21 protein-coding genes and 1 tRNA gene are annotated in these 25,479 nt (G+C 62.4%); 15 read left to right on the top strand and 7 right to left on the bottom strand.

Annotation, left to right across the window (positions count from 1 at the left end; all coding sequences use genetic code 11):
* Positions 1 to 62: 62 nt before the first annotated feature.
* The 3 genes from HMPREF3092_RS11585 to HMPREF3092_RS02530 all read right to left on the bottom strand — a co-directional run bounded on the left by HMPREF3092_RS11585 (position 63) and on the right by HMPREF3092_RS02530 (position 4,543).
* Positions 63 to 143, bottom strand: a complete 81-nt coding sequence (locus HMPREF3092_RS11585; RefSeq protein ID WP_370919328.1) for a 50S ribosomal protein bL37 — start codon at positions 141 to 143, stop codon at positions 63 to 65.
* A gap of 78 nt (positions 144 to 221) precedes the next feature.
* Entirely contained in the window at positions 222 to 830 is a 609-nt protein-coding gene (locus HMPREF3092_RS02535) for a GDSL-type esterase/lipase family protein (protein ID WP_070423722.1), read from the bottom strand.
* Positions 827 to 4,543, bottom strand: coding sequence for a multifunctional oxoglutarate decarboxylase/oxoglutarate dehydrogenase thiamine pyrophosphate-binding subunit/dihydrolipoyllysine-residue succinyltransferase subunit (locus HMPREF3092_RS02530; RefSeq protein ID WP_070423721.1), 3,717 nt, complete (start codon positions 4,541 to 4,543; stop codon positions 827 to 829). Before HMPREF3092_RS02530 ends, HMPREF3092_RS02535 begins: the two co-directional genes overlap by 4 nt.
* 267 nt (positions 4,544 to 4,810) lie before the next feature.
* Here HMPREF3092_RS02530 and HMPREF3092_RS02520 point away from each other — a divergent pair, with 267 nt between their 5' ends.
* The 4 genes from HMPREF3092_RS02520 (at position 4,811) to HMPREF3092_RS02505 (ending at position 8,386) form a co-directional block, all read left to right on the top strand.
* On the top strand, positions 4,811 to 6,118 hold the full coding sequence (locus tag HMPREF3092_RS02520) for a hemolysin family protein (protein WP_070423719.1): 1,308 nt from the start codon (positions 4,811 to 4,813) through the stop codon (positions 6,116 to 6,118).
* Positions 6,115 to 7,167: a hemolysin family protein gene (locus tag HMPREF3092_RS02515; RefSeq protein ID WP_070423718.1), complete on the top strand. Its 1,053-nt coding sequence runs from the start codon at positions 6,115 to 6,117 to the stop codon at positions 7,165 to 7,167. The genes HMPREF3092_RS02520 and HMPREF3092_RS02515 overlap by 4 nt, the downstream gene beginning before the upstream one ends.
* A gap of 152 nt (positions 7,168 to 7,319) precedes the next feature.
* Entirely contained in the window at positions 7,320 to 8,270 is a 951-nt protein-coding gene (locus HMPREF3092_RS02510; RefSeq protein WP_070423717.1) for a M15 family metallopeptidase, read from the top strand.
* Between the two features lie 43 nt (positions 8,271 to 8,313).
* Positions 8,314 to 8,386: transfer RNA gene (locus tag HMPREF3092_RS02505), tRNA-Arg, on the top strand.
* Between the two features lie 363 nt (positions 8,387 to 8,749).
* On the opposite strand, the gene HMPREF3092_RS02500 is transcribed toward HMPREF3092_RS02505, so the two are convergent.
* Genes HMPREF3092_RS02500 through arsB form a run of 4 tightly spaced genes read right to left on the bottom strand, consistent with a single transcriptional unit; the run spans position 8,750 to position 12,343 of the window.
* Positions 8,750 to 9,808: an ArsO family NAD(P)H-dependent flavin-containing monooxygenase gene (locus HMPREF3092_RS02500; protein ID WP_070423716.1), complete on the bottom strand. Its 1,059-nt coding sequence runs from the start codon at positions 9,806 to 9,808 to the stop codon at positions 8,750 to 8,752.
* 11 nt (positions 9,809 to 9,819) lie between these two features.
* The gene (locus HMPREF3092_RS02495) at positions 9,820 to 10,230 is read right to left on the bottom strand and encodes an arsenate reductase ArsC (protein WP_026022795.1); all 411 of its coding nucleotides are present in this window, start codon (positions 10,228 to 10,230) and stop codon (positions 9,820 to 9,822) included.
* Between the two features lie 20 nt (positions 10,231 to 10,250).
* Positions 10,251 to 11,252 (bottom strand): metalloregulator ArsR/SmtB family transcription factor, encoded by a 1,002-nt coding sequence (locus HMPREF3092_RS02490; protein ID WP_070423715.1) that lies wholly within the window; start codon positions 11,250 to 11,252, stop codon positions 10,251 to 10,253.
* Positions 11,249 to 12,343 carry an ACR3 family arsenite efflux transporter gene (gene arsB / locus HMPREF3092_RS02485; protein ID WP_070423714.1) on the bottom strand — a complete coding sequence of 365 codons (1,095 nt, stop codon included), beginning with the start codon at positions 12,341 to 12,343 and terminating at the stop codon, positions 11,249 to 11,251. Before arsB ends, HMPREF3092_RS02490 begins: the two co-directional genes overlap by 4 nt.
* 228 nt (positions 12,344 to 12,571) lie before the next feature.
* Here arsB and argS point away from each other — a divergent pair, with 228 nt between their 5' ends.
* The 11 genes from argS to HMPREF3092_RS02430 all read left to right on the top strand — a co-directional run bounded on the left by argS (position 12,572) and on the right by HMPREF3092_RS02430 (position 25,327).
* Entirely contained in the window at positions 12,572 to 14,209 is a 1,638-nt protein-coding gene (gene argS / locus HMPREF3092_RS02480; protein ID WP_070423713.1) for an arginine--tRNA ligase, read from the top strand.
* On the top strand, positions 14,209 to 15,648 hold the full coding sequence (gene lysA, locus HMPREF3092_RS02475; protein WP_019175448.1) for a diaminopimelate decarboxylase: 1,440 nt from the start codon (positions 14,209 to 14,211) through the stop codon (positions 15,646 to 15,648). Before argS ends, lysA begins: the two co-directional genes overlap by 1 nt.
* Positions 15,645 to 16,940: a homoserine dehydrogenase gene (locus HMPREF3092_RS02470; RefSeq protein ID WP_070423712.1), complete on the top strand. Its 1,296-nt coding sequence runs from the start codon at positions 15,645 to 15,647 to the stop codon at positions 16,938 to 16,940. The genes lysA and HMPREF3092_RS02470 overlap by 4 nt, the downstream gene beginning before the upstream one ends.
* 8 nt (positions 16,941 to 16,948) lie before the next feature.
* A complete protein-coding gene (gene thrC / locus HMPREF3092_RS02465; RefSeq protein WP_070423711.1) occupies positions 16,949 to 18,019 on the top strand; it encodes a threonine synthase in 1,071 nt (356 codons plus the stop codon).
* A gap of 2 nt (positions 18,020 to 18,021) precedes the next feature.
* Positions 18,022 to 18,951 (top strand): homoserine kinase, encoded by a 930-nt coding sequence (gene thrB, locus HMPREF3092_RS02460; protein ID WP_062021735.1) that lies wholly within the window; start codon positions 18,022 to 18,024, stop codon positions 18,949 to 18,951.
* A gap of 234 nt (positions 18,952 to 19,185) precedes the next feature.
* Positions 19,186 to 21,072, top strand: a complete 1,887-nt coding sequence (gene rho / locus HMPREF3092_RS02455) for a transcription termination factor Rho (RefSeq protein ID WP_070423766.1) — start codon at positions 19,186 to 19,188, stop codon at positions 21,070 to 21,072.
* Positions 21,072 to 22,151, top strand: a complete 1,080-nt coding sequence (gene prfA, locus HMPREF3092_RS02450; protein ID WP_061942511.1) for a peptide chain release factor 1 — start codon at positions 21,072 to 21,074, stop codon at positions 22,149 to 22,151. Before rho ends, prfA begins: the two co-directional genes overlap by 1 nt.
* Positions 22,152 to 23,063, top strand: coding sequence for a peptide chain release factor N(5)-glutamine methyltransferase (gene prmC / locus HMPREF3092_RS02445; protein ID WP_061942514.1), 912 nt, complete (start codon positions 22,152 to 22,154; stop codon positions 23,061 to 23,063).
* Positions 23,047 to 23,778 carry an L-threonylcarbamoyladenylate synthase gene (locus HMPREF3092_RS02440; protein WP_070423710.1) on the top strand — a complete coding sequence of 244 codons (732 nt, stop codon included), beginning with the start codon at positions 23,047 to 23,049 and terminating at the stop codon, positions 23,776 to 23,778. The genes prmC and HMPREF3092_RS02440 overlap by 17 nt, the downstream gene beginning before the upstream one ends.
* Positions 23,778 to 24,890 carry an MraY family glycosyltransferase gene (locus HMPREF3092_RS02435; protein ID WP_070423709.1) on the top strand — a complete coding sequence of 371 codons (1,113 nt, stop codon included), beginning with the start codon at positions 23,778 to 23,780 and terminating at the stop codon, positions 24,888 to 24,890. Before HMPREF3092_RS02440 ends, HMPREF3092_RS02435 begins: the two co-directional genes overlap by 1 nt.
* The gene (locus tag HMPREF3092_RS02430; protein WP_070423708.1) at positions 24,887 to 25,327 is read left to right on the top strand and encodes a Cg1360 family ATP-synthase-associated protein; all 441 of its coding nucleotides are present in this window, start codon (positions 24,887 to 24,889) and stop codon (positions 25,325 to 25,327) included. Before HMPREF3092_RS02435 ends, HMPREF3092_RS02430 begins: the two co-directional genes overlap by 4 nt.
* The last annotated feature ends 152 nt before the right edge of the window (positions 25,328 to 25,479 follow it).

Here is a 25,479-nt window from a genome sequence, read left to right as displayed (position 1 = left end):
ACAAGAAGGGCGTGATGGTGATTAACACCATCACGCCCTTTGCGTCTATATGAGACCGAGGATCAGCGGCCTGCGTTGGGGCGCTTGCCGTGGTTAGCGGGCTTGTTCCTGCGGTCCTTGCGCTTACGTCCGCGCTTGCTCATAATGATCTCCTCCTGGTCAACTACGGTATTCTTTCACACTGTTGCGCTCACGCCAAATAATGTGAGCTGCACCTCGTGTCAGCCGGTGACGTCGTCTACGCCCAGCCACTCAAACCAGCCGCGATTGAGCACCAGCCATGACAACAGCCCGTAGCCTTCCTGACCGGGCAGACCTTCGCTCGATGTGGCAAGTTCCCTCTGCCAGACAGCGTGGTCTGCCAGGGGAGTGAAGCAGTCGACGTACGGGATGCTGCGGCGCAGCGCGACTTCCGAAAAACCTCGATTGAGCTCTTCGATCTGACGGTTTTCGCTCTGACTGCGCCCGGGGGTCGGCCCGACAACGAATGCGGAGTATCCGCGGCTGAGGGCCTGGTCGAGAATATTGGCCAGGTTCAGACGGGATCGTGCCGTAGAAATTCCCGCGGCGATGTCTCCGCATCCTGGCGCAAGCACCAGTCGCTTGTCGTCGTCATCGCCGTACCGGAGCTCGGCCTCTGCGATGCAGCGGTCGGCAAACTGTGCGGAGTCTTCGCTCGGGGCAGCCAGAGTGTAGAACCTGGCGTTTTCGAGCGCTGGGTGAGTGCGAACAGCCACCCGGCCAACCCAGCCCAGTGCACGACCGTCGCCGTGGCCGGCAACCAGGTGGTCACCAGCCACGACGATCGATGTGCGCCTCTTCGGGGTCACTTATCGAAAACCCGCTTGATGACTTCGGCCTGTTCGTAGTCGTGAACCTTCTTCAGACCGGTAGCCGGGGCTGCCGACGATGCGCGGCTCACGGGGCGCAGGGTGCGGCCGTCAAGTGCGGGATCCAGGTGCAGGGCCATGAACGGGTAAGCACCCTGGTTTTCCGGTTCTTCCTGAGCCCACACGATTTCGGCATCCGCCGGGTAGGCGCTGAGCACGTCCTTCACCGCGTCGGTGTCGAGCGGGTACAGCTGCTCCATGCGGACGATTGCCGTGGTCTCATCGTTGCGCTTGCTGCGTTCGGCAACCAGGTCCCAGTAGAACTTGCCGGCGACAAGCACCACGCGGTTGACCTTGGAAGCGTCGACGGTGGTGTCCTGGATGACCGGTTCGAAGCGGCCGGAGGTGAACTGCTCGACGTCCGTGGCAGCAGCCTTGAGGCGCAGCATGGACTTCGGCGTGAAGATCACCAGCGGGCGCTTGTTCTCTGTGTGTGCGTGACGGCGCAGCAGGTGGAAGTGCGAAGCGCCGTTCGATGGGTAGGCAACCGTCATGTTGTTCTCTGCGCACAGCTGGAGGAAGCGCTCGATGCGGGCCGAGGAGTGGTCCGGGCCCTGGCCTTCGTAGCCGTGGGGCAGGAGCAGAACAACACCGGAGAGCTGTTCCCACTTCTGTTCCGATGACGCGATGTATTCGTCGATGATCGACTGTGCACCCTGTGCGAAGTCACCGAACTGGGCTTCCCACAGCACGAGGGCCTTCTTGTTCTCTACGGCATAGCCGTATTCGAAGCCCATGGCCGCGTATTCGCTCAGCAGCGAGTTGTAGGCCCAGAAGCGAGCCTGGTCGTCGGTGAGATTGGCAAGCGGCGTCCATTCGTTGCCGTTGTCGTGGTCGATCAGCACCGAGTGGCGCTGTGTGAAGGTTCCGCGGCGGGAATCCTGGCCGGCAAGGCGGACAGGGATTCCCTCCATAAGCACCGATCCGAAGGCCAGCAGCTCCGCGAAGCCCCAGTCGATACCGCCGGAGCGGGACATTTCCTGGCGCTTCTTGAGCAGGCTGCGCAGCTTCTTGTGGACTTCGAAGTCTTCGGGGACTTCGGCGTGTGCGTCGCCGATTTTTTCGATTACGTCCTTCGACACTGCGGTTTCGATTTCGGTTCCGAACTCGGTTGGTGCGATGTCGATCTTCTGCGGGAAGCCGGCGTCAGCGCCTGCGGACTTCTCGGCTTCCTTCGTTTCTTCGAAGGCAGCTTCGAGCTTGTTCTGGTAGTCCTTGACGACTTCGGAGACCTGTTCGTCGCTGATGAATTTACGGCCGACAAGCGATTCGGTGTAGAGCTTGCGCACCGAAGCCTTCTTGTCGATCAGCGAGTACATGACCGGCTGGGTCATCGACGGGTCGTCGCCCTCGTTGTGGCCGCGGCGGCGGTAGCACACGAGGTCGATGAAGATGTCGCGGTGGAACGTCTGGCGGAATTCGAATGCCAGGCGGGCAGCGCGGAAGACGGCTTCGGGGTCATCGCCGTTGACGTGGATGACCGGGGCCGAAATCGACTTGGCGACGTCGGTTGAGTAGAACGACGAGCGAGCCGATGCCGGCGGGGTGGTGAAGCCGACCTGGTTGTTGATGACCACGTGGATCGTGCCGCCGGTGCGGTAGCCGCGCAGTTCGGACTGCTGAATGGTTTCGAAGGCCACACCCTGACCTGCGACAGCGGCATCACCGTGGACGAGGATCGGCAGAACGCCGAAGCCCTCTTCGCCGTGGTCGAGTTCGTCCTGCTTGGCGCGCACAATGCCGCCGAGGACGGGGTTGACGGTTTCGAGGTGGCTGGGGTTTGCAGCAACCGACACCTTGGTGGTGTTTCCGGCGGGCGAGGTGAAGGAGCCGTCCATGCCCAGGTGGTACTTGACGTCGCCGGAGCCCTGGAAGGATTCGGGCGACTGCACGCCGTCGAATTCGCGGAAGATCTGTGCGTAGGACTTGCCCGCGATGTTCGTCAGCACGTTGAGGCGGCCGCGGTGGGCCATGCCGATGGCGACTTCTTCCAGACCTGCGTCAGCTGCTTCGTTGGCGATTTCGTCCAGCAGGACGATGGTCGATTCGCCGCCTTCGAGCGAGAAGCGCTTCTGGCCGATGTACTTGGTCTGCAAGAAGGTCTCAAAAGCCTCTGCCGCATTGAGACGGCCCAGGATGTGGCCCTGTTCTTCGCGGGTGAGCTCTTCGTGGGGGATTTCGATCTTTGACTGGAACCAGCGCCGCTGCTCCGGGTCGGCGATGTGCATGTATTCGTAGCCGGTCGTGCGGCAGTAGGCGTCGCGCAGCAGGCCGAGGATGTCGCGCAGGGGCATAACGGGCTTGCCGCCGAATCCGCCGGTTGCGAAGGAGCGCTCGAGGTCCCACAGGGTGAGGTCGTGGTTGTTGATGTCGAGGTCCGGGTGCGTGCGCTGGCGGTAGACCAGGGGGTCGATGTTCGCCATGAGGTGGCCGCGCGTGCGGTACGAGTCGATGAGCTCGATGACGCGGGCGGTCTTGTTGACGTCGTCGGTGTCGGATGCATCGAGGTCGGGCATCCAGCGGACCGGTTCGTAGGGCAGCTGGAGGGACTCGAAGATTTCGTCGTAGAAGCCGTCGCCGCCCAGCAGGTACTCGTGGACGAGCTTGAGGAACTCACCCGAGCCCGCACCCTGGATGACGCGGTGGTCGTAGGTCGAGGACAGGGTGACGACCTTGGAGACGGCCAGGCGGTTGATGGTCTCCTGGCTTGCGCCCTGGAATTCTGCCGGGTAGTTCATGGCGCCGACGCCGACGATGGCGCCCTGGCCGCGCATGAGGCGGGGGACGGACATCATGGTGCCGATGCCGCCGGGGTTGGTCAGCGACACGGTGGTGCCGGCGAAGTCCTCAGCGCCGAGCTTGCCGTTGCGGCCGCGTTCGACGAGGTCGTCGTAGGCTGCCATGAATTCGCGGAAGGTCAGCGTGTCGGCGGCCTTGACGTTGGGCACCAGGAGCATGCGGGTGCCGTCGGGCCGGGGAACGTCGATCGCAAGACCGAAGTTCACGTGGGCCGGCTGCACCATTGCGGGCTTGCCGTCCTGTTCGTCGTAGTAGACGTTCTGGGTGGGCATGGCCTTGAGTGCCCTGATCACGGCGAAGCCGATGATGTGGGTGAAGGAGACCTTGCCGCCGCGGGTGCGCTTGAGGTGCGAGTTGATGACGATGCGGTTGTCGATCATCGCCTTGGCGGGAAGCTGGCGGTAGGACGTTGCGGTGGGGACGTTGATGGAGTCGTCCATGTTGACGGCAACGGCCTTGGCCGGTCCGCGCAGTTTCGTTACCTTGTCTTCGGCGTCCTGGGGTGCCGAGGCGGACTTCTGCGCGTTGCCGGCTGCGGAATTCTTGGAGGCGGCGGTCTTGGATTCGGCCTTCGGGGTTTCCGCTTCCGTCGACGAAGGGGTTACGCCCTTGGACGACGTCGAGCTCTTCTTCTGTGTGCTCTGCGAAGATGCGGCGGGGGCCTTCTTCTGCGGGGCCGCCTTCTGTGCGGCAGGGGCCGAATCGCTGCTCTGAGCTTCGTACTTTTCGAAGACCGGCCACCAGGCCTTGTCTACTGAGTTCTTGTCTTTCAGGTACTGCTCGTAGAGCTCCTCAACCAGCCATTCGTTCGAGCCGAAGTCTTCGGCCGTGATGGTCGGGTTCGATTCAGACACGGCGCTGATCGCCTTCTTCCTAAGCTTCGGTGGGTACAACGACGTCGCGGACCAGTCTAGCCAATTGAACCGGCCGTATCCCGCATGGTTTCAATTTCGGCTGTGTCATCTGTCACCTTGCCCTTTGCAGGCCTGGTTCCTTGTGCGGTTGCCGTGTCATTTCCTGCTTGCGGTTCGCTACGATGGCCTCATGAAATATGCCAGTTTCGGCCCGGCGTTGACCGTCGGGCTTGTATGCGCCTCGGATTTGTTCGGGGTTGTTCTGTAGTGGAGTGGCTGTATCTGGGCTTGGCCCTCCTCATGATCGTCGGCACGGGCTATTTTGTGGCCGGCGAATTCTCTCTCCTGACGCTCGATCGGCACGATGTCGACAAAGCGCTTGCCGAAGGGCAGCGGGGCGCCAAGTACCTCGATCTTGGCCTGAAGCATCTGTCGACCCAGCTGTCTGCCGCGCAGGTCGGCATTACGCTCACGACCCTTTTGACGGGCTACTTGATGGAGCCGTCGGTCGGCGTGATTCTCCGACGCCTTTTCGGTGCGTTTGACCTTCCAGCTGCCGCCTCGCAGTCTCTGTCGCTTGTCATTGCACTCATCATTTCGACGTTCTTGTCGATGGTGATCGGTGAGCTTGTGCCTAAGAACATGGCCATTTCCTCTCCGATGACGGCAGCGAAGATCGCTGTTCCGTTTCAGTATTTCTTTTCGGTTGTATTCAAGCCGGTTATTGCGTTCCTCAACGGGTCGGCGAATAAGGCGCTGCTCTCTATGGGAATTGAGCCGCAGGAAGAGTCTTCGGCGGGTCGGTCGGCTGACGAACTGACCGCGCTTGTTCGGCACTCTGCTGATGAAGGTGCAATTGATGAGCAGACTGCCGACCTCGTGGCCCGCACTCTGAGCTTTTCTGAACTCACCGCGGAGGACATCATGACTCCGCGCACGCGCATGGTGTCTGTCAATAAGGACTCCACTGCTGCCGACATCATCGCGCAGGCCCGCTCGACTGGCTTTTCGCGTTTCCCGGTGGCGGGGGACTCGCGCGATGACATCGTCGGCATTGTGCATGTCAAGCACGCGATCGCCGTTCCCTTCAGCAAGCGTGAGGACGCCTACGCCGGTGGTCTTATGTCGGAGCTGCGCGAGGTGCCTGACACTTTGGAACTGGAGCCTCTCCTCCTGCTTCTGAGGCAGGAAGGGAACCAGGTTGCCGTCGTCATTGACGAATACGGGGGCACTGCTGGTCTTGTGACGCTGGAAGACGTGGTCGAGGAGCTTGTCGGCGAAGTCGCGGATGAGCACGACCGACTGCGCGTTATGGTGCGGCCCGCTCGTGACGGCTCGTGGATCGTGCCGGGCATGATGCGTCCGGACGAGGTAGTGGAGGCCACCGGTATGGAGATTCCCTCGGACTCTGACTACGAGACCATGGCCGGACTCTTTCTCTATCGCTTGGGTGAAATTCCCAAGGTCGGTGCGCGCATCAGCATTGACGGCGCTGACCTTGTGGTCGAGCGGATGATGGGGCACCGGATTGAGCGTCTGCGCATGATCCCCGACTATTCGAGGACGGCGCTGTGAACGACTGGTTGGGACTTCTGTGGCTTGTCGTTCTCATTTTGGGCAATGCCTTCTTTGTGGCTGCTGAATTCAGCGTTGTGTCGGCGCGTCGATCGCAGATCGAGCCCTTGGCTGATCAGGGGCGTCGCTCGGCTAAGACCGCGCTGTACGCGATGGAGCACGTGTCTCTTATGCTGGCGATCTGCCAGCTGGGCATTACGGTCTGCTCCCTCATGCTCGGCAACGTTGCTGAGCCGGCTATTCATCACCTGTTGGCGGGTCCGCTCGAGTGGATGAAGATTCCTCCTGCCGCCGCGAGTGCGATCGGCTTCGCGATTGCGCTTTCGATTGTGACGTTCTTGCACGTGGTCGTCGGCGAAATGATTCCGAAGAACATTGCCTTGGCGGAAGCAAAGCATGCGGTGTTGCTTCTGGCACCGCCGCTGGTGGTGTTGGCGAAGATCTTCGGCTTTGTCATCCATCCGCTCAACGCTTTCGCCAATGCGCTGCTGAAGCTGTGTGGGATCACTCCGCGCGATGATGTCAATGCCGCCTACACAGTCGAAGAAGTCCAGGCGATCGTCGCCGAATCCAAACGCGAAGGTCTGTTAGCCGACGAAGGCGGGCTGCTCAAGGGAGCTTTGGAGTTCTCGGACAAAAAGGCCTCCGATGTCATGGTTCCCATTCAGAAGGTCGTCACTGTCGCAGCAGATGTGACTCCGGAGCGGATTTCCAGCCTGGTGGGGCAGAAGGGCTTTTCGCGGTTCATTGTGCTCGGTGCTGATGGCACGCCCGATGGCTACATTCACGTCAAGGACATCCTGTATGTTGAGGACGAAGTCGACTATGAAAAGCCCGTGCCCTCGAAGCGCTTCCGTTCGCTTGTCACGATTTCAGCTGAAGAAGAGATTGAAGATGCTCTGCAGCGCATGCAGGAAGCGGGCAATCATGTCGGCTGCGTCATGAGTGCAAAGGGCAAGCCGGTAGGCGTGCTGTTCCTTGAGGATGTGCTCGAGGAGCTCGTGGGTGAGGTTCGCGACGCAATGCAGCGCGAGTCGGCCAGCCGATGAGGATGTGAAGTGCGTCTCGGCGGTGATCTGCCTGTGATCATCACACTCGTTGCGTAACAGAATTGTGAAGATCGTTATTGTTCGTTACACTGCTGTAACATCGAGTGCCGTCGATGACGGTGCATTCGTGAATGTTTTTCTGAGGGAGGATCGTGGACGCAGGATCGAACGGCCAGCCTATGCGCCGACGCGACATTCGCCGCGCAGAGAAGCGCTCTGCACGTCGCGCCAAGTTCAGCTTTATGCGCCACCCCGAGGTCGCACCTCCAGTTGCTGAAGCGCATACTTCCGAAACAGCCCTTGCGCCGGCCGTCACCACTCCTGTTGCCGCCGCGACTGTTCGCGGATCCGACGGTTCTCGTCTCCGCGCCTACCGTATGCGCCGCCGCCTTGCCGGTTCGTCTGTCGCTGCAGTCGCAGCGCTCGGCGTGATCGGCGGTGGCTTCGCTGTCATGAGCTCCAGCCTTGGGTCGTCTGCCTACGCGAAGGCTGAAGCGTTCGGCGATGCACCGGACGGTCTGCGCGCAGAAGCCGTCGACGGTGCCGGCGGTCAGGGCGGCGATTCGACCTCAGGTCAGGACAGCAGCCTGTCCGGCGGTGTTCTGAGCTCTGAGGGCGGCAAGGCACACGCGGCCTCGCGCACTATCGAGCGCACTGCGCTGCCCGGATGCTCCGGCAAGGCCCCCACGGGCGAAGCCAAGAACGGAGAGCTCCCTGACGATTGGATGTGCAAGATCGGCAAGGGCGGTCACAAGCTCCGCGCTGACGCAGCAGTCGCCTTTGCTCAGATGAACGCCGCCTACAAGGCGGACACCGGCAAAGATCTCGAGATCACCGACAGCTACCGTCCCATCGGATCGCAGCAGGCAGTTGCCGCTTCCAAGCCCGGACTTGCTGCCAAGCCCGGCACCTCGATGCACGGCTGGGGCATCGCCATCGACTTCGGCGGTGGCGCCGAAACTGCCAGCGGCCAGCAGTACGACTGGCTTGTCGCTCACGCCGGCGAATATGGCTGGGAGAATCCCGAATGGGCCAAGTCCAGCAAGTATGAGCCGTGGCACTGGGAGTATGTGCCGGCTCGCAAAATGATCAAGGGTCACTGATCCTTTCGGCTTTCTGACGCGTGATACAGTTGGAGAGCTTTTCGCCCGCGTAGCTCAGTGGATAGAGCGTCTGCCTCCGGAGCAGAAGGTCGTAGGTTCGAATCCTGTCGCGGGCACGAGAAAGGGCTCCTGGTCAGCGGAAACGTCGATCAGGGGCTTTTTTCATGCCTGTCTCTAAGGGGGCGTGTGTGCACTGAGGTGCGCAATATTCAACGGGCCGCCGGCTGCATGGGGGGGTGCCCAAGGGATGATGGGCTCATGTGCATCGACGAGTTCTTCCAGGAGTCGCTCGTCGCTGTGGCCGGACCCGCTTGAGCCGGTCTGCTGGGCGGATATCCTGCTATGGCAATTGTGATGGCAGTATTGCTCTTTGGTGCCGGTGGGCTGACAACTCGATCCTGATGTCAGGTTCCAGGGCTGTCCCGTCCACTTATGCGCTAGCCGAAGCAGTTACTCGATCCGTATTGGCATCGCGGCAGCTACTGTGCTTGAGTGCTTCGCACGTATTCGCTCACGTCCGCGACCGCAGACTTCGCTGTGCGGGCGGCACCGATGATGGTCGCGGAGGAAAACCCCGTCCAATCGCCATACCCCAACAGGTGCAGACCAGGAACATCGATGCTTCGAGTTCCCGCGGTGACTGGATGCCCGTTCTCCCAGGTCAATTCGAGACCCTTGAGATGCTTGAGGTGTGGTTTGAAGCCGGTGCACCAGATGATGGCATCACAGCTGTACTCACTGCCGTCGGCCCACGAAACCCCAGTCGAGGTCAATCGCCCGAACATCGGCGAGGCGCTCAGGTCGCCACGATCGCGTGCAGCCCGAACGGGCGGGACCATGACGATATCGCCAAGCCCCGACACGCCATCGTGGTCGCGCCCGGCCCGCTGGGCCGCCTCGCGGGCGGTGGCAACATCGAAAAGCACTCGTCCATCGACGTCATCAGGCATGAACCGTGGTCGGCGCTGCGTCGCCCACAGTGTCTGCGCCACGGTCGAGACTTCCGAGGCGATCTGAGCGGCGGAGTTCCCACCGCCGACGATGACGATCCGTTGGTCGGTGTAGTCGTCGGGCGAATCGTATTCAACGGTGTGCAGCTGTCGTCCCGTGAAATCCTCACAGCCCGGATAGTGAGGGACATAGGGGCGTTGCCATGTTCCGGTGGCGCTGATGACCGCCGTGGTCTCCAGGGTGCCGGTATCGGTATCGACGAACAGCTGCCCCCGGTCCTGGTAGACATTGCTGACGTGGACCGGGCGTTTAACGGGTAGATCGTAACGGTGTTCGTACCGGGTCAGGTAGTCAACGACATGATCGGCGGTGGGAAATGACTCGCCCTTCTGCGCAGGCATCGGCCAGCCTGGCAGTGGACTGTATTCGGCGGGTGAAAACAGACGCAACGACTGCCACCCGTGCTGCCAGGCTCCGCCGGGGCCGGCGTAGTCGTCGAGAATCACGAATTCGAGACCTGCTCTGCGAAGAAAATATCCAGCGGCGAGGCCGGCCTGCCCACCGCCGATGACTACGACATCAGTCATCCGGTGCCCCCTCAATCTTGACCGAGTAAGTCAGCCACGAGCGCCTCGATGCGGGTCTTGATGTCGTCGCGGATCAGGCGAACCGCTTCGATGCCCTGGCCTGCTGGGTCATCGAGTTCCCAGTCCTCGTAGCGCTTTCCCGGGAAGAAAGGGCATGCGTCGCCACAGCCCATGGTGATGACCGCGTCTGAGTCCTGCACAGCCTCGTCTGTGAGAACTTTCGTCTGCCCGGCGGAGATGTCAATGCCGTCTTCGCTCATCGCCTCGACCGCGATGGGGTTGATGTGTTCGGCCGGGACGGATCCTGCTGAGCGGACTTCGATGCGGTTGCCCGCATAATGGCGCAGGTAGCCGGCTGCCATTTGGGAACGGCCAGCGTTGTGGACGCACACGAATAAGACAGAGGGTTTGTGGTCAGTCATAGGGGCGGTCTCTCTTTCGATCAGCTGGTAAAGGAATCGAGTAGGGCCTGGACGCGGGTCGCAAGATCGTCGCGGATGAGTGTCGCTGTTTCAGGAGAGGCCAGTGCTGGGTCGGCGACTGCCCAATCCTCGTAGCGCAGCCCGGACACGATGGGACAGACGTCGCCGCAGCCCATCGTGATCACGACATCAGCCGCACGAATCGCGTCATCGGTCAACGGCTTTGGGAACAGTTCCCCGACGTTCTCTCCGTCCAGGTTGCTGATGAGTTCGGCGACGTTCGGGTTGATTCCGGCCGCGGGAGTCGAACCTGCGGAGCGGGCGATGACCTTACCTCCGGATAAGTGACGTGTCAGGGCCGCGGCGAGTTGGGACCGGCCTGCATTGGCGACACAGATGAAGAGGACCTGCGGAGGTGCGCTGGCTCGGTCCCGGGTGATGTCAGCCAAGCGCTGCTTCGCGAAGCGCTCGGTCAAGGGGATGAGGCAGCGAGTGGTTTTCGCCGATCGAGCAAGCGCTGTGTAGGAATCGCGCACGATGCCGGTGACGGTCTCTGGCGACACACCAGCCGACGTTGCCGACAGGTCTGCGGCCAAACGGCTGATGTGGGCATCGACGTCGACGGCACTGCCCGCCATTGTTGCCTCGGGCGGCGGGTTTGGTGCGATGACGGCGGGGGCGAACCCCTCCAGCAGAGCGCTCACAGCGGCCTGGCGACCAGCGGCAATCGAGTACCAGACCCAGGTGCCGCGACGTTGAGAGTCAAGCAGTCCCACTGTCTTCAGCACTTTCAAGTGATGAGAGACAGTTGGCTGAGAAACATCGGCAAGCTCTGCAAGGTCGCAGACACATGACTCTCCACGCGGATCAGTGCTGATCGCTGAGAGCATCCGCAGCCGCAGAGGGTCAGCGAGTGCCTTGAGTGTGCCGGCAAGCGTCGTCGCGACGTCGAGAGCGATGGCGTGGGACGGGTCGGGGGCACACGGTTCATCTGCGGTCGGGGTCATAGTGGTTTCAGTCATGACGAGCTCGACTCCGTGGCGTAGGGGTCAGTGCGGAACCATGCCTTCGCGGCCCAGAGTGAGACATAGACGAGGCCGACCAGAACAGGAACCTCGATGAGGGGGCCGACGACTCCAGCCAGGGCCTGTCCGCTGGCAGCGCCGAAGGTGCCGATGGCGACGGCAATCGCGAGTTCGAAGTTGTTGCCCGCTGCCGTAAACGCCAGTGTTGTGGATCGAGCGTAGCCAAGACCGAGGCTCTTGCCGAGCAAGAGACCGGCGAACCACATCAGCGAGAAGTAGACCAGCAATGGCAGTGCGATTCGAGCGACGTCCAACGGTTGACTGGTGATCTGCTCGCCCTGGAGGGCGAAGAGCAGCACGATCGTAAACAACAGGCCGTAGAGCGCCCACGGCCCCACTCGGGGAATGAACTTCTCTTCGTACCACTGACGGCCGCGACGTTTTTCGCCGATCCACCGTGAGGCGAATCCGGCGATCAGGGGGACGCCGAGGAAAACGAGCACGTTGAGAGCGATCTGGCCCATTGACACATCCAGACCCTGTGTATCAAGTCCCAACCACGTGGGCAGGACAGTGAGGTAGAACCAGCCGAGGACTGAGAACATGACCACCTGGAAGATCGAGTTGATCGCGACCAGCACAGCGGTTGCCTCTCGGTCACCGCAGGCGAGGTCGTTCCAGATCACGACCATGGCAATACAGCGGGCCAGGCCGACGATGATCAATCCTGTGCGGTATTCGGGGAGGTCTGGCAGGAACGTCCAGGCCAGAGTGAACATCACGGCGGGCCCGACCAACCAGTTGAGGATCAATGACGAGATCAGCAGCTTCTTATCGCCGGTGACATCGGCGACCTTGTCATAGCGGACTTTAGCGAGGACGGGGTACATCATGACCAGCAAGCCAAGGGCGATGGGTACTGAGATGCCGCCGACTTCCAAATGGGAAAGAAGCTCAGAGACCCCTGGGACCAGCCGGCCGAGGAGGAGGCCCGCGATCATGGCCAGGCCGATCCAGGCCGGCAGCCACTTATCCAGTGTCGACAGGCGTGCGGGTGTTGTCTGCTGTGTGGTGGTGTCTGCAGTCATGCCGGGAGCTCCTTGATCTTGAATCGACACGCATCTATATTGACGGATGTCGATACAGGAGGCAATTGTCCGACCGGCCCCGGGGTTTCCAAGACGCCGGCGAACGCAAAGCCCCTCCAGAAGCAGGCTCGCTCCGGGGTGCATCAAGGGTGAGGCGCGCTCGCGGCTGAGTCTGTGCCGCCACACCTGGTTGGCCGCTGAGTGCACGGGCGTAATATCGTTGACCCTGTGACTCCGGAAGATCTCAAAGCAGCAATTGAACAGGCCATTCAGACTCTGGCCGACGAAGGCCTGAACCTTACGGTTCCCGACAAGCTCACGGTTGAGCGGCCCAAGAACCGCGACCACGGCGACTGGGCGGCGAACACGGCCCTTCAGCTTGCCAAACAAGCGGGAGTTCCACCTCGGGAACTTGCTGAAAAACTCGCTGAACAGCTGCGTGCAAATCCCGGAGTTGACACCGTGGACGTTGCGGGCCCCGGTTTCCTCAACATCACCCTCAACAAGGCGGCTGCCGGCCAGCTGGCCCTCGACATCGTCGAGGCAGGCAGCTCCTACGGACACTCTGACGCCCTGGCCGGAGATCCGGTCAACATGGAGTTTGTGTCAGCCAACCCGACCGGCCCGCTCCACCTGGGACACACCCGCTGGGCCGCCGTCGGCGACGCTCTGACGCGCGTCCTGCGAGCCGCAGGGGCAGATGTGACCGCCGAGTACTACATCAACGACTTCGGCTCCCAGATGGACACATTCGCCGGCAGCGTCCTGGCGCGCCTTCGCGGACAGGATGTCCCAGAGGGCGGCTACCCCGGCCAGTACGTGCAGGCAATTGCCGACGCTCTGTTGGAACGCCACCCCGAATGGGCCGACAGCGCTGATGCCGACATCTACGACCAGCTGCGCGCGGAAGCCTACGAACTGCAGTTGGCTGATATTAAAGACACGCTCACCGCATTCGGCGTTGACTTCGATGTGTTCTTCTCCGAAAAGAGCCTCCACGACGAAGGCAAGGTCGCCGATGCCGTGGCCCGCCTGCGCGAACAGGGGCACATCTTCGACGAGGACGGTGCAGTGTGGCTGCGCACCACGGACTTCGGCGACGACAAGAACCGGGTGCTCGTCCGCGCTGACGGCAATCCCACCTACTTTGCCGCTGACGCCGCCTACTACCTGTCCAAGAAGGACCGCGGCTTTGCCAAGAAGATCTACCTGCTGGGTGCAGACCACCACGGCTATGTGGGTCGCCTCAAAGCCCTGGCGGCAACCGCCGGCGACGACCCGAACGAGAACATCGAGATCCTCATCGGGCAGCTCATCAGCGTCAACGGCGCGCGCCTGTCCAAGCGGGCCGGCAACATCATCGAACTGCGCGACCTCATCGAATGGCTCGGCGCAGATGCGCTGCGCTACTCGCTGGCGCGCATCCCCACCGATTCGCCGCTCACGCTCGACCCCGAGGTTCTGCGCTCAGCGTCGAACGACAACCCCGTTTACTACGTGCAGTACGCCCACGCACGGGCCTGCAGTGTGGAACGCCGGGCGGTCGCGGCGGGGGTAGAGCAGGCTCCTGTCGATCCGGCGACGCTGACCGATCCGACCGAAGCGGTCCTGCTGTCGGCACTCGCAGACTTCCCGCGAGTCGTGACCGACTCTGCAAAACTGCGTGAACCCCACCGGGTTGCCCGCTACCTCGAATCTCTCGCCGGCAGCTTCCACAAGTGGTACGACGCCTGCCGCGTTGTGCCGCGCACAGACGAAGAGCTCGCAGCCGTCCACGGCACACGCCTGATGCTTGACCGGGCAACCAAGACCGTGCTTGCCAACGGACTGCGCATGCTCGGAGTCTCAGCACCGGAGAAGATGTAATGCCAGCTCACCCTTCAGGCGTTCTGCACGCCGGACCGTCCCCGGTCTGGCTGCCCGTGCCCACCGACGTCAACGAACTCATGGCGTCGCTGTGGTCACGCAACACCGTCAAGAACTCCGACGGCGTTCTGGAAGTCGCCGGGGTTCCGGTGACGCAGCTCGCCGAGCGCTTCGGCAGCCCGCTGTACGTGCTCGATGTAGACGACTTCCGCCACCGTGCCCACAGCTTTGTCGAAGAGTTCAACGCGGCTTTCGCCGCCCAGGGCATGGAAGCCCGTGCCTACTACGCCGGCAAAGCTTTTCTGTGCACTGCAGTTGCTCGCTGGGCACACGAAGAGGGCCTGGGCGTTGACACGTGCTCGCTTGGCGAAATGCGCACAGCTCAGGCCGCCGGTGTTCCCGCCCAAGCAGTGGGTCTGCACGGCAACAACAAATCCGATGACGAAATTGCCATGGCCCTGGACTGGGGTATCGGTCGGATCGTCATCGACTCGCTTGACGAAATCGAACGCGTCTCGCAGGCCGCCGCGGAACGCGGCATCACCGCACCCGTCATGCTGCGGCTGACCGTCGGGGTTGAAGCACACACGCACAGCTTCATCGCAACAGCACACGAAGACCAGAAGTTCGGTCTGTCCATCAGCGGGGGAGCGGCAGACCAAGCCGCCCGTGCTGTCATTGCCGACCCCCACCTCGAGTTCGTCGGCCTTCACAGTCACATCGGCTCCCAGATCTTTGAAAAAGACGGCTTTGCCCTCGCAGCCCGCAAGATCATTGAGTTCTCTGCCCGTCTGCGCGAAGACACCGGTTTCGTCGTTCCCGAAATCGACCTGGGCGGCGGTTTTGGCATCCGCTACACATCGCAGGACAAACCCGTCTCCTTTGCGCAGATGGCCGGTCTGCTGGCCGCCGCGGTTGCAGAAGAATGCGACGACGCGGACTTCCCGCGCCCGGCAGTGTCCTTTGAACCGGGACGGGCGATTGTCGGACAGGCCGTGTTCTCGCTCTACACCGCTGGAACCATAAAAGAAGTCGAAACCGGGTCCGGCATCCGTACTTATGTGTCAGTAGACGGCGGAATGAGCGACAACATTCGGACCGCTCTGTACGATGCCGATTATTCGTGCACACTGGCCTCACGGTCATCCGATGCCAAGGCGACTGTTGTCCGCGTGGTGGGCAAACACTGCGAGAGCGGCGACATCGTGGTCCGCGATGAGTACCTGCCTGCTGACATCAGCCGGGGAGACCTCATCGCAGTCCCCGGCACGGGTGCCTACTGCAGGCCTCTGTCCTCGAATTACAACCACGTACCGCGCCCCGGTGTCGTCGCCGTCGAAGACGGGCAAGCCGAGTGGGTGGTGCTGCCCGAGACCTACGAACAGATGTTTGCATCGGATCCCGGCTTCGCCCGGGCCAATGAGAACGGAGAAAAATGAGCGCCCAGCCTCTTAAGGTAGCCCTGCTCGGAGCGGGAACCGTCGGCAGCGAAGTCGCCGACGCGATCCTCAACCGGGCTGACAGCTTCACCGAGCGCATTGGAAGCCCGCTTGAGCTCATGTCCGTCGGCGTGCGCGACACTTCGAAGTCCCGTCCCGGCATTCCGGCCGAGCTCATCACAGACGATCTCGACAAGGCAATTGAAGGAGCCGACATCGTCGTCGAGCTCATGGGAGGCATCGAACCCGCCCGCGAGCTGCTGATCAAGGCACTGGACGCCGGTGCTTCGGTCGTTACCGCCAACAAAGCGCTGCTGGCCAAGCACTCCGGCGAGCTCTTCGCCGCCGCCGACAAGGCCAAGGTGCGCCTTGAATACGAAGCTGCCGTAGCAGGCGCCATCCCCATCATCCGCCCCGTAGGCGATTCGCTGGCCGGTGACCGCATCACCCGCGTGCTCGGGATTGTCAACGGCACCACGAACTTCATCCTCGATGCGATGGAAGCCAAGGGCTGGGAGTACGAACACGCGCTGAAGACCGCTCAGGAACTCGGCTATGCAGAAGCTGATCCGACGGCCGATGTCGGCGGCCATGACGCTGCTGCCAAGGCCGCGATTCTGGCGTCGCTGGCATTCCACAGCTCCGTGAGCATCGATGACGTCCATGTTGAGGGTATTGAGAACATCACCGCGGACATGATCTCGACCGCGGCCAGCCAGGGCTTCACCATCAAGCTTCTGGCCATCTGCGAAAGCATCCCGGGCGCCGGAATCTCGGCGCGCGTCTACCCGGCGCTGATCCCGGCAGACCACGCTCTGGCCAGCGTGGGCGGGGCGTTCAACGCCGTGTTCGTCGAAGCTGAATCCGCCGGTGAGCTCATGTTCTACGGCCAGGGAGCCGGGGGAGCCCCGACATCGTCCGCAGTGCTCGGCGACCTCGTGTCGGTTGCGCGCCGCAAGGTGCTCGGAGGCGCCGGCCAGTACCGGAAGCTCGAAGGCGATTCGCAGCCGATCGTTCCGATTGACGACATCAACACGCGCTACCACATCACCCTGGCAGTACAGGACCGCCCGGGCGTGCTGCACACCGTCACCGAGGTCTTCCTCGACCAAGAGGTGTCCATCAAGCTGGTTGAACAGACCAGCCTGGACGACGCGGCTGACCCGCGCGCCAAGCTCGTGGTGGCAACACACAGTGCGAGCGAATCCGCGCTGGCGACGACCGTGGAGCGGCTGCGCGCGCTCGACGTGGTCGATGACGTTGTGTCGATTCTGCGCATCGAAGGACAGTGAGAAAGACCATGGCACACCAGTGGCGCGGGGTCGTGACCGAATACCGCGAACACCTTGCAATCGACCCGCAGGCCCAGCCTGTTTCGCTCGGCGAGGGCGGCACCCCGCTGATCTTCGCCGAAAAGCTCTCGGAGCGCACCGGCGCAGAGGTCTACGTCAAATATGAGGGTATGAACCCCACCGGTTCGTTCAAGGACCGCGGTATGACAGCCGCGATCACCGCGGCCAAGGCCGCCGGTGCAAAGGCCGTCATCTGCGCTTCAACCGGCAACACTTCGGCATCGGCTGCCGCCTATGCGACAAAGGCCGGCATGACGTGTGCGGTTCTTGTGCCGAAGGGCAAAATCGCCCCCGGCAAAATGAGCCAGGCTGTCGCGCATGGCGCTCAGCTGCTGGAAGTCGACGGCAACTTCGACGACTGCCTGACCCTGTGCCGCAAGCTGTCGGAGTCCTACCCGGTCCATCTGGTCAACTCGGTCAACCCCGACCGCATCGAAGGCCAGAAGACAGCCGCGTTTGAAGTTGTCGACGCTCTCGGCAAAGCACCGGACATTCACGCGCTGCCGGTGGGCAACGCCGGAAACATCACCGCCTACTGGAAGGGCTACACCGAGTACGCCCAGAAGGGCCTGGCTGATTCGACCCCGCGCATGTGGGGCTTCCAGGCTGCCGGTGCGGCTCCGCTTGTCACCGGCCACCCCGTTGACGAACCGGAGACGATTGCAACTGCCATCCGGATCGGCAACCCCGCTTCGTGGGACAAGGCGATCGCGGCTCGTGACGAATCGGGGGGTCTTATCGATTCGGTGGAAGACGAGCAGATCATCCGCGCTCACCGTCTGCTGTCCTCAAGCGAGGGCATCTTCATCGAGCCCGGCTCGGCCGCCTCGATTGCAGGTCTGCTGAAGATGCACGAAGCCGGACAGGTGCCGCAGGGTGCTGTCATCGTGTGCACCGTCACCGGTCATGGACTCAAAGACGCAGACTGGGCACTCAAAGCGGCAGAAGGCGAATTCGAAGCCAAGAGCGTGCCGGTTGACGCTGTCAGCGCGGCCCGCGCACTGGGCCTGGAGAGCTGATAATGCCCTACAGCATCGAAGTCTCGGTCCCTGCGACATCGGCTAACCTGGGCCCCGGATACGACACATTCGGGCTCGCCCTCGACATTGCCGATGAAGTGGTGGCCGAACTTCACCCCGATCCGGTTGACCTCAGCAGCTGTGTAGAGGTCACCGGGCAGGGGGCCGGCCAGGTGCCCACCTCCTCGGACCATTTGATCCACAGGGTTGTGCGCGAGGTGCTCGATCACCACGGACACGGGACGCTGGCTGACCGGCTGACTCTGCGCTGTGCTAACACGATCCCGCATTCGAGGGGGATGGGGTCTTCTGCCGCCGCTGTTGTTGCGGGAATCTCGATTGCCGATGCTCTTCTTGCCTTCGCGGGACGAGGCGAACTGACAGAAGAGGAAAGACTCGCCTGGGCGGTTCACTACGAGGGGCATGCGGACAACGCCGCGCCGGCTCTGTTCGGCGGGGTCTCCATCAGCACGCTCGATGCGGAAGGCAGCCCTCGGTCTGTTTCAGTTCCGGTCCACCCGGCTGTGCGCGCGGTTCTCATCGTTCCCGACACCAAGTTGGACACCGACTACGCGCGCTCCTTCATTCCAGAGCAGATTCCCCACGCTGACGCAGTGGCGAACTCAGCGGCAGCGGCTCTGTTCATCCACGCGATCGGCCGCGCTCCGTCGCTTCTTTTCGAGGCGACAGAAGATCATCTTCACCAGGAGTATCGCCGTCCCGCGATGCCGGAAACGCTGGCTCGGGTCGATGCTCTGCGGGCTCACGGGCTCGCCGCTGTTGTTTCGGGCGCCGGCCCGACAGCGCTCGTTCTGGGCACCGGGGAAAACCTGCGCGATGAAGTCGCCTCGGTCCTCGGCGACGACGATGCCAGGATCATCGCAGCCTCGATAGCAGATTTCGGGGCGACCATTACACGAACAGACGCATAGGGGAATCAGCGCGCCGACTGTCGGCGCGCTGATTCGCTTTACCGCATTTCTTCACGTTATGCTTGACCTGTTCTTCCGCAGCGCTTCGCTGTGATGTTCGGATCGACAGGTTCTGTCTCCGATGAAGAACAGTCACCTCAGCACCCACGCTGGTGCTTTCACAGTCACTTTCATGTGCAGACCATTGCTGAATGCCTCTTTGTGCTTCAGCCGAACGAGGGAGAAGGAACCTTCGTGTCAGAAAACACTGACTTCAACCACTCCGGAAGCCTGTCCGCACTTCGCCTGCCGCAGCTGCAGGAAATGGCAGCAGGATTGGGAATCAAGGGCTACCGCCGTCTTCGCAAGAGCGACCTGATCGACGCCATTCTCCAGGCGCAGGGCGGAGCCGCGCAGTCCGGTGCAGACACCGGTGCTGGCGCAGACAAGAAGAAGAGCTCGGACGCGTCCTCGGACAAGGCCGAGAACACCGACAGCAAGAAAAACGACGAAAAGAAGGCCGAAGCCAAGGCTGAAGGCAAGTCTGAAGACAAGGCCGACGGTCGTGACAGTGCCGAACAGGGCGACGACAGCGGCCGTTCGCGTCGTCGCAGCCGTGGCGGCAAGCGCGGCGACAACAGCTCTGCCGACGCTTCCCAGTCCGGCGACGGCCAGCACGGCGATAAGAACCGTGACAACAACGGCCACAACGACAAGGGAGGTCGCGGCGACAAGAACGGCCACGACGACAAGCAGGGCCACAAGAACAACAAGAACGGTCGCGGTCGCAAGAACCACGGTGACGACGGGGACAAGCGCAACAACGGCGATAACCGCGACAACCGTGGGAATGACAACCGCGGCAACAACGACAACCGCAACAACCGTCACGACGACGGGGGCCGGGACGACAACAACGATCGTGGTCGACGCGGCCGTGGCCGAGACCGCAAGCGTCGTCGAGGTGACGACGACCTGCGTCCCGACGATGTGCTCATTCCCGTCAGCGGCATCCTCGACGTACACGACAACTACGCGTTCCTGCGCACTTCCAGCTACCTGCCGGGCCAGAACGACGTCTACGTGTCGAACAACATGGTCAAGCGCAATGGTCTGCGCAAGGGAGACGCCGTTGTCGGCGCCATTCGCCAGCACCGCGAAGGCGAACGCAATAACCGTCGCGAAAAGTTCGATGCCCTCGTCCGCCTGGACTCCGTCAACGGTCTGTCGGTTGAGGACGCCAAGCGCCGCGTGAACTTCTCGAAGCTCACCCCGCTCTACCCGCAGGAGCGCCTGCGGATGGAGACGACATCGTCGAACGTCACGCAGCGGATCATCGATCTTGTTGCCCCCATCGGCAAGGGCCAGCGCGGTCTGATCGTCGCCCCGCCGAAGGCCGGCAAGACCACGATCATGCAGCAGATTGCCAACGCTGTGAAGACGAACAACCCCGACGTCCACCTCATGGTCGTCCTGGTCGACGAACGTCCCGAAGAAGTCACGGACATGACCCGCGCGGTTGACGGCGAAGTCATCGCCTCGACCTTCGACCGTCCGGCTGACGACCACACCGCAATTGCCGAACTCGCAATTGAGCGTGCCAAGCGCTTGGTTGAAATGGGCCAGGATGTCGTTGTGCTCCTGGACAACATCACCCGTCTGGGGCGTGCCTACAACCTGGCGCAGCCGGCATCCGGCCGCATCCTGTCCGGTGGTGTCGACGCCAACGCCCTCTACCCGCCCAAGCGCTTCTTCGGTGCCGCGCGGAACATCGAGGGCGGCGGTTCGCTCACGATTCTGGCAACGGCCCTCGTCGAGACCGGCTCGAAGATGGACGAAGTCATCTTCGAAGAGTTCAAGGGCACCGGCAACATGGAGCTTCGCCTGTCGCGCAGCCTTGCTGACAAGCGCATCTTCCCGGCTGTTGACGTCAACGGCTCCGGAACGCGCCGTGAAGAGAACCTCATGGGTGCTGAAGAGCGCAAGATCATGTGGCGTCTGCGCCGCGTGCTCGCTGGCCTTGAACAGCAGCAGGCTCTTGAGCTTCTGCTTTCGAAGCTGAAGGAAACCCAGAACAACGCTGAGTTCCTCATGCAGGTGCAGAAGACCACCCCGCTGCCGAAAGCCGCCTCTGACGACTGATGGCGCTTGACTCTTCGCAGCTGGAAGCCAGTGTCCGCTCGCTCATCGACGAGCACGACCGAATCGAGGCGGAACTCGCCGACCCGGACGTGCTCGCCGATGCGGGGCGGACCCGCAAGCTGACCAGGCGGTATTCCGAACTCGGCCAGGTGAAAACCTGCGTCGACGCGATTGACTCCGCCCGCAGCGACCGCGAGGCTGCCGCTGAGCTCGCCGAAGAGGACAGCTCTTTTGCCGAAGAGGCACACCGCTTGGACGGTGTGATTGCCGATCTCGAAGAGCGGCTGCGGGAACTGCTCGTTCCCAAAGACCCCGATGATGTCCGCGATGCCCTGCTCGAGGTCAAAGCCGGAGAAGGCGGTGACGAATCCGCCCTGTTCGCCGCAGACCTCGTCAACATGTACCGGCACTGGGCGTCCAACCGCGGATGGAGTGTCGAAGTCCTCGACTCCACGGAAACCGCTTTGGGCGGTTGGAAGGACATCACGCTGGCCGTTAAATCCCGCGAAGGCGGCGTGTACGGCTGGATGAAGTTCGAAGGCGGTGTGCACCGCGTGCAGCGTGTTCCCGTGACGGAATCGCAGGGACGCATCCACACATCGGCCGCCGGTGTCATGGTGTTTCCGGAAGTCGACGAACCCGACGAGATCCGCATTGACGACAACGATCTGCGCATCGATGTTTACCGTTCGTCCGGGCCCGGCGGCCAGTCGGTCAACACGACAGACTCCGCTGTGCGCATCACCCACCTGCCCACGGGAATCGTCGCCAGCTGTCAGAACGAAAAGTCACAGCTGCAGAATCGTGAGGCCGCCATGCGCATTCTGCGTGCGCGCCTGTTGGCCAAACAGGCTGAAGAAGCCGCTGCAGAAGCCCAGAGCGCACGCCGCTCACAGGTTCGCTCGGTAGACCGTTCCGAGCGCGTCCGCACCTACAACTTCCCGGAAAACCGGATTGTCGATCATCGCACCGGGTACAAGGCATACAACCTCGACCAGGTCCTTGACGGGCGATTGGACGAGGTTGTCGAATCCCTGCGCGCTGCTGAACGTGCTGAGCGGCTCGAGGGGATCGGCTGATTGTCTGCTGATCCGCTTCGTGTCCGCCAGATTCTGTCTTCTGCAGCCGCTCGGCTGCACCGCGCGGACATAGAAGCCGCCGATGCGGAAGCTCGCCTTCTTCTTGCATGGGCCTGGGGGAGTGACGTCAAGGATCTGTCCCTGACGCTCTTGTCCGATCCCACTGTTCCCGCCGATGTAGTACACCGCCTTGAGGATGCGCTGACACGCCGGAGCGAACGTGTGCCGCTTCAGCACATCACCGGACAGGCTCCTTTCCGGCACCTCGACCTGGCTGTCGGCCCCGGTGTTTTCATTCCCCGCCCCGAAACTGAGCTGCTGGCTCAGTGGGGCATTGACTTTCTGCGCAGCCGCCCCCGCGGCAGCCGGCAGGTGCTTGACCTGTGCACCGGCACCTCGGCCTTGGCTCTGTCCTTGGCAACCGAGGTGGGCGGCACCTCGGCAACCGGCATCGAACTGAGCCCGACCGCCTACAGGTGGGCGCAGAAGAACATTGAGAATCATGCTCGGGCACTCAGCCGCTGCGGTTCGCAGTGCACAGCCACCCAGGGTGACGCACTGCAGTTCTTTCCGGACTGCCCGGTGGACCTCGTGGTGTCGAACCCGCCTTATGTCGACCGTGCGCGCCAGCCGAAGCTGCCTGAAGTTGAAGCCGACCCCGAAACCGCCTTGTACGGCGGGGGAGAGGACGGTATGGAGTTTCCCCGCGCGCTCATCGGCCACGCGGCGAGGATCATAGTTCCCGGAGGAGCACTGGCTGTCGAACACGCTGAATATCAGGGGCAGCAGATGCGCGATGCTTTTGCGAACGCGGGGTTTGAACGGGTGGAAGTCCACCGCGACTACACTGGCAGGGAACGTTTCACCACCGGCTTCACACCCCACGAGGAGACCCATGTCGCGGCACTATGACCTTCGCAGCTCAGAGGTCCACGACCTCGTGATCGCCGAAGCCGCACGGGTCATCGAAGACGGCAAACTCATCGTGCTGCCCACCGACACCGTCTACGGTGTCGCCGCCGACGCATTTTCACCCGAAGCGGTTGAGCGCCTGCTCGAAGCAAAGGGCCGCGACCGCACCATGCCGCCGCCCGTGCTCATCGCGCGCCCGGAAACCCTCATGGGAATCGCCGAGGGCGTCGATGCTGCGACCATGGCACTGACAGCAGAGTTCTGGCCCGGTGCCCTGACCATCATCTGCCGCGCACAGCCCATGCTCGACTGGGACCTCGGCGACACCCACGGCACAGTGGCAGTTCGGATGCCCGACCACGAACCCGCTCTCGACGTGCTGCGCCGCACCGGCCCCTTGGCTGTTTCGTCGGCCAACGCGCACGGGCAGCCAGCAGCGTTGACGGTTGAAGACGCCGAGCAGATGCTGGGGGAGAACATCGAGGTCTACCTTGACTCCGGCGCGGCAGCCGGCCAGGGTGCTTCGACGATCATCGACATGACTGCGCAGCCGCCTCGAGTGGTGCGCTCGGGGCCCATTTCCTACGCCGCTCTTGCCGAGCACGTGCCGAATCTGCTGGATGTCGGTCAAGAACCCGAAGACCCCGAGGTGCCGGCTGAGGGAGCCGCTGCTGACGGGGCGCCCGCTTCCGGAGAGGCCGATAGGGACGGCTGATGCGCGTCTACCTGTTCATCGTCGTCGTGTCGGCTATCGTGTCCTATCTTGTGACGCCCATGGTCCGACGCGTTGCCGAACGCGGGCTCATCTTCTCGCCGCTGCGCGACCGCGACGTCCACTCGGTGCCCACGCCCAGACTCGGCGGCGTGGCCATCTACGCCGGTGTGCTTGTCGGACTGCTGTTTGCATCCCAAACCCCGTTCCTTCGGCACCTGTTTGACAATCCCGCGCCCATCATCGGTGTGGTCGGCGCCGGGGGCCTTCTGGTGCTCATCGGTGTAATCGACGACATCTGGGACATCAACTGGGCCGCGAAGCTGGCCGGACAGGCTCTGGCCGCGGGCTTTATGGCTCTCAACGGCGTGGCAATGCTGTCGATCCCGTGGGTCGACATCATCGTGGGATCGCCGCGTATGTCGGTCATTCTCACGGTGTTCGTTGTTCTGGTCACCATCAACGCGGTCAACTTCGTCGACGGACTCGACGGACTTGCCAGCGGCGTCGTGACAATCGGCGGCGTGGCCTTCTTCATCTACAGCTATCAGCTGGCCGTGGACACGAGCCCCGCCAGCTACGCGAACCTGGCGTCGCTCATCATCGCGCTTCTAGTAGGCGGGTGCATCGGCTTTCTACCGCACAACTTCAACCCCTCCCGGATCTTCATGGGAGATTCCGGATCGATGCTCATCGGCCTTCTGCTGGCCGCATCGACTATTCGCGTCACCGGCCAGGTCGATCCCGCGCTTCTTTCAAGCGAACGTGTTTTCGCCGCCTACATGCCGATCATCCTGCCCCTGGCGGTTATGGCGCTGCCGCTCATCGACCTCTTCCTGGCTGTTGTCCGCCGAATGGCGGCGGGCAAATCGCCGTTCAGCGCGGACGCGAAGCACCTTCACCACCGCATGCTGCGCCTGGGGCATTCTCACGCTCGCGCAGTGCTCATCATGTACCTGTGGACAGCGGACTTCGCCTTCGGTGCGATCGGCTTCCTGCTGTTCCCAACAGACGTCGTCATCATCGTTGTGGGCATCAGCCTTCTCATAACACTCGCGTTCACCTTCTACCCGGTGATCGCCCGTCGTCGATACCGAAGGGAAATCACAAGATGAGCCAGCAGTCCACCAGCGCACAGGCCGTCAGCAGACTCATGCAGCGGATCCTCCTCTTCAGTGCGATTGCCGGTGTTGCCATCGCGTTGATCGCAGCGGTGATCGGCGGGCTGACAGTCGGTGTGAGCGGTGTCTACAGCGCGCTCATCGGCGCGGCTGTTGCCTTTGTGTTCTTCGGCATCACCGCGGTCATCATGCTGTTCACGGCAGACGCCGGGCCAGCTGTCACGGCAGGTGCGGCGATGGGCGGCTTCCTGGGGAAGATCGTGCTCCTGTTCGCAGTCATTGCGATTCTATCCGGCCAAGACTTCTATCACCCGATGGTTCTGTTCATCACGCTTGTCGCCGGTGCGGTGGCATCCCTGGCGATCGAAACATGGGCAGTGCAGAACGCTCGGATTCCGACGGTTGATCCGGCGCTCGGGAAACGCGACTGAGTTTTGAATCATAAGTCGCGCTTGGTAAGATTCAGTCAAACCGCGATGATCCCTCTGGGAATCGTGTGTGTTTTTCCGGAGCCCGCACTTGTGGCTCTGCAAACACATCGACCATCCGCATATGGCCACTGCATGCTTGCGTGCGCCCTGAG

It is taken from the genome of Brevibacterium sp. HMSC24B04, assembly GCF_001806835.1.
GTDB classification, from domain to species: Bacteria; Actinomycetota; Actinomycetes; order Actinomycetales; family Brevibacteriaceae; genus Brevibacterium; species Brevibacterium ravenspurgense.
This window is presented reverse-complemented; position numbering and strand designations above follow the sequence as displayed.

Excerpts from the sequence above, each read along its gene's own strand:
- HMPREF3092_RS11585 (WP_370919328.1), bottom strand. The coding sequence starts at position 143 with ATGAGCAAGCGCGGACGTAAGCGCAAGGACCGCAGGAACAAGCCCGCT.
- HMPREF3092_RS02500 (WP_070423716.1), bottom strand. The coding sequence starts at position 9,808 with ATGACTGATGTCGTAGTCATCGGCGGTGGGCAGGCCGGCCTCGCCGCT.
- HMPREF3092_RS02495 (WP_026022795.1), bottom strand. The coding sequence starts at position 10,230 with ATGACTGACCACAAACCCTCTGTCTTATTCGTGTGCGTCCACAACGCT.
- HMPREF3092_RS02490 (WP_070423715.1), bottom strand. The coding sequence starts at position 11,252 with ATGACTGAAACCACTATGACCCCGACCGCAGATGAACCGTGTGCCCCC.
- arsB (WP_070423714.1), bottom strand. The coding sequence starts at position 12,343 with ATGACTGCAGACACCACCACACAGCAGACAACACCCGCACGCCTGTCG.
- lysA (WP_019175448.1), top strand. The coding sequence starts at position 14,209 with ATGCCAGCTCACCCTTCAGGCGTTCTGCACGCCGGACCGTCCCCGGTC.
- HMPREF3092_RS02470 (WP_070423712.1), top strand. The coding sequence starts at position 15,645 with ATGAGCGCCCAGCCTCTTAAGGTAGCCCTGCTCGGAGCGGGAACCGTC.
- thrC (WP_070423711.1), top strand. The coding sequence starts at position 16,949 with ATGGCACACCAGTGGCGCGGGGTCGTGACCGAATACCGCGAACACCTT.
- thrB (WP_062021735.1), top strand. The coding sequence starts at position 18,022 with ATGCCCTACAGCATCGAAGTCTCGGTCCCTGCGACATCGGCTAACCTG.
- prfA (WP_061942511.1), top strand. The coding sequence starts at position 21,072 with ATGGCGCTTGACTCTTCGCAGCTGGAAGCCAGTGTCCGCTCGCTCATC.
- HMPREF3092_RS02440 (WP_070423710.1), top strand. The coding sequence starts at position 23,047 with ATGTCGCGGCACTATGACCTTCGCAGCTCAGAGGTCCACGACCTCGTG.
- HMPREF3092_RS02435 (WP_070423709.1), top strand. The coding sequence starts at position 23,778 with ATGCGCGTCTACCTGTTCATCGTCGTCGTGTCGGCTATCGTGTCCTAT.
- HMPREF3092_RS02430 (WP_070423708.1), top strand. The coding sequence starts at position 24,887 with ATGAGCCAGCAGTCCACCAGCGCACAGGCCGTCAGCAGACTCATGCAG.